This is a genomic window from Paraclostridium benzoelyticum, assembly GCF_001006285.1.
GTDB lineage: Bacteria > Bacillota > Clostridia > Peptostreptococcales > Peptostreptococcaceae > Paraclostridium > Paraclostridium benzoelyticum.
In genome coordinates, this window is the sequence record NZ_LBBT01000048.1 from 1 (window position 1) to 8,048 (window position 8,048).

General features: G+C 26.0%; 8 protein-coding genes. 1 reads left to right on the forward strand and 7 read right to left on the reverse strand.

Annotated features, from left to right (window positions below; translation table 11 throughout):
- Window positions 1-121: 121 nt before the first annotated feature.
- The 3 genes from VN21_RS02535 to VN21_RS02545 form a co-directional block, all read right to left on the reverse strand.
- Window positions 122-952, reverse strand: a complete 831-nt coding sequence (locus VN21_RS02535; protein WP_046821897.1) for an aldo/keto reductase — start codon at window positions 950-952, stop codon at window positions 122-124.
- A 130-nt stretch (window positions 953-1,082) separates the two neighbouring features.
- Window positions 1,083-1,490, reverse strand: a complete 408-nt coding sequence (locus tag VN21_RS02540; protein WP_046821898.1) for a bacteriohemerythrin — start codon at window positions 1,488-1,490, stop codon at window positions 1,083-1,085.
- A 183-nt stretch (window positions 1,491-1,673) separates the two neighbouring features.
- Entirely contained in the window at window positions 1,674-2,729 is a 1,056-nt protein-coding gene (locus tag VN21_RS02545; RefSeq protein ID WP_046821899.1) for an ABC transporter substrate-binding protein, read from the reverse strand.
- A gap of 276 nt (window positions 2,730-3,005) precedes the next feature.
- Here VN21_RS02545 and VN21_RS02550 point away from each other — a divergent pair, with 276 nt between their 5' ends.
- Window positions 3,006-3,680 (forward strand): zinc-ribbon domain-containing protein, encoded by a 675-nt coding sequence (locus VN21_RS02550; protein WP_046821900.1) that lies wholly within the window; start codon window positions 3,006-3,008, stop codon window positions 3,678-3,680.
- A gap of 138 nt (window positions 3,681-3,818) precedes the next feature.
- Here VN21_RS02550 and VN21_RS02555 read toward each other — a convergent pair whose 3' ends face one another.
- The 4 genes from VN21_RS02555 to VN21_RS02570 all read right to left on the reverse strand — a co-directional run bounded on the left by VN21_RS02555 (window position 3,819) and on the right by VN21_RS02570 (window position 7,826).
- Window positions 3,819-5,180, reverse strand: a complete 1,362-nt coding sequence (locus VN21_RS02555) for an MATE family efflux transporter (protein ID WP_046821901.1) — start codon at window positions 5,178-5,180, stop codon at window positions 3,819-3,821.
- A 16-nt stretch (window positions 5,181-5,196) separates the two neighbouring features.
- Window positions 5,197-5,637, reverse strand: a complete 441-nt coding sequence (locus tag VN21_RS02560; RefSeq protein ID WP_046821902.1) for a MarR family winged helix-turn-helix transcriptional regulator — start codon at window positions 5,635-5,637, stop codon at window positions 5,197-5,199.
- A 159-nt stretch (window positions 5,638-5,796) separates the two neighbouring features.
- A complete protein-coding gene (locus VN21_RS02565) occupies window positions 5,797-6,153 on the reverse strand; it encodes a phage holin family protein (RefSeq protein ID WP_046821903.1) in 357 nt (118 codons plus the stop codon).
- Window positions 6,154-6,383: 230 nt separating this feature from the next.
- The gene (locus VN21_RS02570) at window positions 6,384-7,826 is read right to left on the reverse strand and encodes a WD40/YVTN/BNR-like repeat-containing protein (RefSeq protein WP_046821904.1); all 1,443 of its coding nucleotides are present in this window, start codon (window positions 7,824-7,826) and stop codon (window positions 6,384-6,386) included.
- Window positions 7,827-8,048: the final 222 nt, after the last annotated feature.

Sequence of the window (8,048 nt, forward strand, 5' to 3'; positions counted from 1 at the left end):
GATAATTAAATATATATTTTATAAAATATATACTAAAAAATATGAAACTCTATATAGAGTTTCATATTTTTTATTACTCAAATTTATACTTGTCCCGGGAAATAATCTTGTCAAAATATATTTAATCATTATATGTTGTATTCATAGGGGGTTTAGATACAGATACGTCATATCCTTCATTCAATAAGTCAATTTTTATAATATCTTCATTAGAAATTTCAAAGTCAAAAATTCCTATATTTTCTTTTATCCTATTTTCATTTGATGATTTTGGAATAGGTATAACTCCTTTTTGAATATGCCATCTCAATACTACTTGTGCTATTGTTTTATTATATTTCTCTGCTAAGTTAATCATTAAATCATTCGAAAATATTCTTCCTCTGCTTATAGGACTCCATGCAATCACTTGAATATCATTTTCTTTACAATAGCTGATCATTTCACTTTTAATGCTAAACGGATGCATCTCCACTTGATTTATCATTGGCATTATAGTTGCAATCTTTTTTAACTCTTCTAAGTGATTTGCTTTAAAATTACAAACTCCTATAGCTTTAACTTTTCCTATAGAATATAAATATTCAAAAGCTTTCCATGTTTCAGCATTTAATTTATTTGGCCAATGAATTAGGTATAAATCTATATAATCTACATCTAAATTCTTTAACGATTTATTAAAAGCTTTAATAGTGCTATCATATCCATGATCTTCATTCCAAAGCTTTGTTACTAAAAATATTTCTTCTCTATCTATTTCACTCTCTTTTATGCCTTTACCTATACCTTTTTCATTCCCATAAAATGAAGCTGTATCTATCATTTTATAGCCTATTTCCAGAGCATTCTTTACTATTTCAGATGTATCTTCATCATTACCTGACTTGTATGTACCAAATCCTACAAGCGGTATCTTTACTCCATTACTTAAGCTCGTAAATTGTTTATCCATAAAATAATCCTCCGTTTTGTTATCTAAATCATTTTTTAATATTATATCACTATGCAAACTTACATAATATAAACTGATAAAATAAATGAAAAAGGAGGATATATGTTTTAATAATACACCCTCCTTTTAATTATTTAGAATTATTTCTTATATGCGCGGCAACCTTTACATCTTCTCTTTTTATATGACTAATTATCCAATTAGCAACCTTACTATTAATTTCACCCACTAAAACAATACTTGGGCCTTCTGCTAAAAGCTTTTTCTGTACATTATCAACAGTATCAATAAAATGTTGGTGATACTTTTTATGATTATTGTAATCAGGATAATTGTATTTTTTCTGTAAAACTTCTTCATGTCCAAAATGCGTTCTAGTGTAAGAAGATAAAAATTTCACTGTCTTTTCTAATTCAGCTCTACCCTTACCTTTACTACAAGCTTCTAATAAATCATTTATTGCTTTTATTAATTCTTTATGTTCTGTATCAATTTGTATATTACCAGTTAGTAAATCATCAGTCCATTTATATGCCATTTTGTCTCCTCGCAATCCTTTGCTTATTTTGGTAATTTTTAGTAAATTATATCATTTTTTTATTTTTAAATCTATTACCCTAATTAAAATTTCTATAGAAAATATCTATTTTAGATTTACATAAAATTAAATTTAGCAATAATATAATTAATAAAAAAAAAGATCTTTTAAAGATCTTTTTTATTAATTATCTGATTTTATATTTACCCATGCATTATCATATATTTTTTTAATATCCATTGGAAAATCTTCATAAATTTCACATCTATCCATTACTTCTTTAGGCATATATGCATTTGGGTTGTTTTTTACATTATCAGGTTGAGCTAATCTAGCTTCTTTATTTGGAGTAGTGTATCCGATTTCATCAGCTATTCTCAACGCACTTTCTTTATCACTAACAAAGTTTATAAATTTCTCTGCTCCTTCAACATTCTCAGCATTTTTAGGTATACATAAACTATCTATCCAGAAATTTGCTCCTTCTTTAGGAACTACATAAACTAAATTAGGATTCTCATCTTGAAGATTTAATCCTTCTCCTGACCATATCATATTTATATCAGACTCACCTGATGGAATCATTGTAGTTCCATTATCAACACCATATATAGGATTTACTGTTTCTCTTTGTTTTATCAACAATTCTTTAGCCTCTTCTATTTCTTTTGGATTTTTCGAGTTTAAAGAGTATCCAAGTTTCTTTAAAGCAGCTCCCATAGTATCTCTATAAGTATCAAACATAAATACTTTATCTTTATATTTTTCATCCCATAAAATATCCCAACTATCCACTTTTTCCTTAACTACATCTTTGTTATAAATAAGACCTACTGTTCCAAACATATAAGGTACTGAATATTTATTTCCTGGATCTATTTGAAGATTTAAATAATCTTTATCCATTTGAGATATGTTAGGTATATTGTCTTTATTTAATTCTTGTATAAGTCCTTTTTTAATCATCCTTGGCATTAAAGCATCCGATACTAAAATAACATCGTATTTAACTCCACCTTTGCTAATTTTTTGATACATTGTTTCCATATCGTCAAATGTCTCAACATTAACCTTTATGCCATATTTTTTTTCAAATTCTTTTACTGTTTCTTTGTCTATATTTTCTCCATAATTAAGAAAACTTATTTGTTTAGATGAATCTTTGCTGCATCCCATAAAAAATGCTCCCATCAATAAAATACAAATTGATAAGCTTAATAATTTAAATATTTTTTTCATACTTTAATCCTTTCCTTTAATATAAGATTATTCTAATACCCCAAACTGTAAATAGTCAATCTTCTTTACTTTGTAGTTTTTAATTAAATAATATTCATATTAAATTTATAATTCCATTTTATGGTTATCTATCATTGAAAATAATAAATTTTTGTATTATAATCTAAACTGTTTTGTTAACATAGGTCTAATAATGTTATTATCCTGTGAAATATATTTTATAGGGGAAATTATTTAATTTTTAGGTCGAAAATAAATTTTATAAGGAGGAGTACAATGGAAAAAAATAATGAAACTGTATTTTGTTCTAAATGTGGACATAAAAATTTGTCATCAGATAAGTTTTGTTCGAACTGTGGAAATAGCTTAAAATCTATTGAAGATTCAATAAAAGATGCTACCACAAATATTAAAGATACTATTACTAACAATAAAACTTATAAAAAGTTCACTGATATAAGTGGGGATGGCTCTTTAAAGGCAGATTGGGAAAATGATGATATGATAAATTTCATTCAAAAAAATACTGAGTATTACATACCCAAATTCAAAGAAATGCAAGAATTAGAAAAAAGTACATCTTGGAACTGGGCATCATTCTTTTTTACATCAAATTGGCTATTCTATAGAAAAATGTATGGATATGGAGTAGGGCTAATAATAGCTAATATAATATTTGCTTGCATACCATTCTTAGGTTGGATTTTAAATATAGGTACAAATATTGTATGCGGCTTATATGGGAATAGCTTATATTTAAAATATGTACAAAAACAATTAAGTTCTGTGGATGGGCTTAAAGAAGATATAAAACATAGAGTACTATTATCTAAAGGTGGAACTAACTTAGTATTACCAATTGTTTTAACTTTCTTAGTGCCTATATTATTATTTATACTAGCATTTTTTGGATTAACATTATCTATAATCTCTAGCCCTTATTATTACTAGTTAATTAAAATGGTTATGCTATAAAAATTTATAGCATAACCATTTTTAATCTATTTATATTCTTTTATTATCTATTTGGTATTTTTTACATCTAATTCCCACAACATACCCCTGTTCCTGCTATAGCATTTTGTTTGATTAAAGCTCTTCTTTTAATTCGTAACTATTATTCTCTTTAGGCATCACCTTAAATAATAAAACAGATGAGAATGTTAACATAATCATATCAGTTATAGGTTGAGCATAAATAAATCCTGAAAAACCAAATACTTTGTTTAATATAATCAAAAGAGGCATATATAATAATCCTTGTCTTGATATAGATAATATAAATGCTACAACAACTTTACCCATAGATTGAGCTGAAGTTGTAGATATCATCTGACCTCCTACAAAAGGAAGTGATATAATTAGAGCTCTAAGTATGATAGTTCCTTTGTTTATAACCTCAGGTTCACTTGTAAATAATTCTATTAAAGAATTAGCAAATACCCCAAATATTAAAGCTAAACTTAATCCTATTATAGAAGTTATTATTATACCTTTTTTAATAATTTCTTTAACTCTAGGAATATTATTACATCCATAATTATACCCAACTAATGGTTGGCATCCAGCAGAGAATCCCATAAATACAAATGTTCCTATAGTCATTATTTTCATAGCAACTCCCATGCCTGCAACAGTTAATGTTCCATATCCTACTGCTATATTATTTACAATAACAGTTGCTACACCCATTAACATTTGATTTAGTGATGCAGGAACTCCTATTGTAAATATTTCTTTAAATATATTTTTATCATATTTAAATTTCTTTAAATTTATTTTTAAAGTAGTTTTTCCTTTTAAAAATGCATACATAAAGTAAAGTAAAGTGGATGTTTGACCTATTATAGTTGCTATTGCAGCTCCAGTTATCTCCATCTTAAGTCCAAATATAAAAACTGGATCTAAAACTATATTTACAACAGTTCCTAATGTAAGACCTATTACAGATTGCATTATATTTCCTTCTGATCTTAAAAGTTGCCCTAATGCATAACTACACATCACAGGAATTGCTCCAATAAACATTATAAATATATACTTATAAGTATAATTAAAAGTAGCATCATTTGCCCCTAGTCCTTTTGCAATATTAGGAGACATAAATATTCCAGCTATCATAACAATTATGCTCATTATAATCAAAATACCAGTCGCTATCGATATAGTCTTATTCGCTTCTTCATAATCCTTATTTCCTAAACATCTTGATATATATGAAGACGATCCTGATCCTATAATTCCTGCAATAGCCATAAGCATCATAAATACAGGAAGAGATATATTTGCTGCCGCTAATTGATTTGCATCATTTAACATCCCTATAAAGTAAGTATCTACTAAATTATATAAAACTTGAATCATCATACCCATAACCATAGGTATTGATAATTTAAGTATAGCTTTTGAAACTTTTTCATCTCTTAAAAGTCTAATTTTTTTATCTTCCATCTTGCCCTCCTATTTGTCACTTTCTTCTATTTTTTATACAAAATTTTGATAGTGTATTTAAAGCTTCATTTATTTCTTTTCTTTCTTCATTTTCCATATCATCAAACATGTTATTTATACTTTTATATAAATTTTCTTCTAACTCAACTGCAATTTGTTCACCTTTTTGAGTTAATTCTAAATTTGTAAATCTCTTATCTTTTTTTGATTTAACTTTTACTACATATCCGTTATCAATTAAAATATCCACTGATGTTGTGAATGCACCTTTTTGAATACCTATAAATTTATTAATTTTACTCATTTGTTTATGTTCATGTTTATGAACAAATAGTAAAATTTTTGCATGTGTTTCATTAAGATTAGAATCTAATTCTTTTATTGATGAGTATTTAAATACATTTTTCGTAAAATGGTGTATAATCATTAAATTTTCTATAAAATTTAAATTTTTCATAAGATCTCCCCTTTTTATTAGTTTTAAATAAAACTATCTTACCTTTTATTATATACCACCATAAACAAGGTTGAAACAAAAAGTTTTATTTAAAACTATTTATATTAAAATAAAAAGTACTAACTACGGTAGTTAGTACTTTTTATTTTAATATTTTATTTACATAGCTTTCGCAGGAAATATAGCATCTAAAATTCCTATAACTACAGCTGCTAATAAAGCCCCTATAATAGATACACCCATATTAGGTACTAAAAATTGAGCTGCATATATTATTATTGCTGCTATTAAAAATCCTTTTATTCCTTTTCCAAAAGGAGATGCATCTACTCCCATAAACATTTCTACTACATAGTCTAATACTGAAATTACAACAGCAGCTAATAAAAATGACCATATACCCTGTATTGTAAATCCTGGTGTTACAAATGATGTTATAACTAAAATAACTGCAACTAATAGAAATCTTCCTATCCATCTCATTATGCTATTATCATTACCATTTTCATGTACCATAAAAGTCACTCCTTAAAATAAAGTAATTTTTTATTTATTTTTACAAGTATAAAGTAGATATAAATAATTAAATTTATGCTATTTTTACTTTTCTACTTTATAGTCATATATTAACCACTCTATTTTAAAATATCCCTTATATAATTTTTATCTTTCAAATTTTAATTTTTTTTGAATAAAAAACGTACTTATTAATAAGTACGTTTTTCTTAAATTCATAATATACTTTTTTAATGTAGCTTTACAAATTCCCAAGTTTCACCTTGATTTTTTGATTTATAAAGAGCTTCAGTATTTCCTTTATAATCTCCATCTGGACCTTGTCCAATTGACATATATAAAACTCCATCCTTCTCATAAGGTATACCTGGCATATCAAATGGCTCTATGACTCCTCCATTATCTAGTGTTACTTCCTGTATAGGGTACTCTACCAGGTTAAAAGATAGACCTCCATCATCTGTTCTATATAATGATCCTTCGGTACCAGAAGGTCTTATCGTAGTTATAAATCCAATATTATCATTTATAAACTTAATTCCTCCAACACTTCCAATCGTCCCATTAAAAGGATTTTCATTTACAACTTCCCATATTTTTCCCGAATCTGTAGTCTTACTAAGTGAATATAAACTACTTCCTAATGCTTTATCTACTAAATTAGCTTTATAGCCTACTTCTTTCGTTAGATAAAATTCTTCTTTACTTTTATCTGCTCCTGATGATTCCTGCTCATAATCTTCTGGCTGAGGAAGTAAACATGATTTACTCCAACTTGAATTGTTTACTAAATTATATCTAGCAGGAGTTATTCCTTCGTTTCCTGGAGTAAATAAAGATACAGTGTATCCCACAATTTTAGAATCTGTTTGCTCAATACCTGATAGTTCTCCCTTTTCATTGATATTGATAATTCCATCAGAATTATATCCCCAATTTCTTTTTCCATAGTAAACTAATCCATAATTATCTTGATTCCACTTATCAACAGTTTCCTTAACCGGAATAACTTTAACTGTTTCGATTAATGGGTTTAATAATTTATCATAGTTATATTTAGGATCAGCATAACCATTTAAAATTAATGTAATATCCTTAGACTTATTTTTATCATAGGTTATTAAATAACTTTTTTCTTTCCCTTTATCATCTTTACCATATATAAATGTATCAAAAGATGTAATTGTTCCATCTGATTTAAATTTTAATGAAAAGTTATCTGACATATACAATTCTTTTGGCAACTTATATTTTTTATTAATGTCTTCAAATATGCCTCCAACACCATCTTCATATATATTATTATTTTCAAACTTTACTTTTCTTTCACTTTTTAATCGTTCTATAACCCAAGATAACTTTCCTCCATAATTTACTGAGCTCTTGTATATTTTAACTCCATAAAATGATGTTATCGTTAAAATAATTACAATAAAAATGTATTTAAATTTAATTGTTTTACTATACTTATAGCATTTGTTTTTTGTGACTTTAAATATAGTAAATAAAACTATACATATTATCAATAATAGGCATATAAAAAAGATATAAATATTATTATTCATCCTTCCATACATGCATAATGAAGATAATTCATAACAAAATGTCCAATATAAAAGTATCAATATTGGATTTGTTATTAAAGAAATAAATATTTTTTTAAAATTTTCCATAAATATACTAATCACCCCTATTCAAAATTTGTAAGTTATTTTTTATATAGATTTTCTTCTCATTTGCTTTCCCCCTTATGAAAAATTTCTATTAATTATTTTTCACATATATATAAAGTAAGAAATATTACTTTAATTATATCACTAAATTCTACTGATTTTATGACATGAGCTTAATAGAGTATAAAAGTTGCTTTTTATATTAATTTTGAAAAATAGAAA